The organism is Paraburkholderia sp. BR14374, assembly GCF_040948685.1.
Lineage (GTDB): Bacteria > Pseudomonadota > Gammaproteobacteria > Burkholderiales > Burkholderiaceae > Paraburkholderia > Paraburkholderia youngii.
The window spans coordinates 1-798 of the sequence record NZ_JBFPKF010000121.1 but is presented as its reverse complement, the minus strand read 5'-3'; the positions used below and the strand labels follow the sequence as shown (position 1 = coordinate 798).

General features: G+C 65.4%; 1 protein-coding gene. It reads left to right on the top strand.

Annotated features, from left to right (window positions below):
- Nucleotides 1-798 (top strand): GspE/PulE family protein (locus AB3X86_RS38295; RefSeq protein ID WP_368599907.1); only part of this gene is annotated, 798 nt, incomplete at both ends.

Here is a 798-nt window from a genome sequence, read left to right as displayed (position 1 = left end):
GTGTCGGTCGTGCGCGTGCCCGCCGACGATCTCGCGCAGGCGATCAACCAGGCCTATGCGCGCCAGGACGGCAGCGCCGCGCAGGTGGTCGGCGAAGTGGAAGGCGAAGTCGATCTGTCGCGGCTGATGCAGGACATCCCCGAGGTCGAGGATCTGCTCGAATCGGAAGACGACGCGCCGATCATCCGCATGATCAACGCGCTGCTCACACAAGCGGCGCGCGAGCAGGCATCGGATATCCATATCGAGCCGTTCGAGAATGCGTCGGTAGTGCGTTTTCGCGTCGACGGCACGCTGCGCGACGTGGTGCGGCCCAAGAAAGCGCTGCACGGCGCGCTGATCTCGCGGATCAAGATCATGGCGCAGCTCGACATCGCGGAAAAACGTTTGCCGCAGGACGGCCGCATCACGCTGCGCGTCGGCGGTCGTCCGGTCGACGTGCGGGTATCGACGCTGCCCACCGGCCACGGCGAGCGCGCGGTGCTTCGTCTGCTCGAAAAAGACGCGGCGCGGCTCAATCTCGAAGCGCTCGGCATGGCATCCGACACGCTCGGCCAGTTCGACAAGCTGATCGGCAAGCCGCACGGCATCGTGCTCGTGACGGGTCCGACCGGCTCAGGCAAGACGACGACGCTGTATGCGTCGATGTCGCGACTGGAGACGGCAACCACCAACATCATGACGGTGGAAGACCCGATCGAATACGACCTGTCCGGCATCGGCCAGACCCAGGTCAACGAGCGGATCGGCATGAGCTTCGCGCGCGCATTGCGCTCGATTCTGCGTCAGGACCCGGAC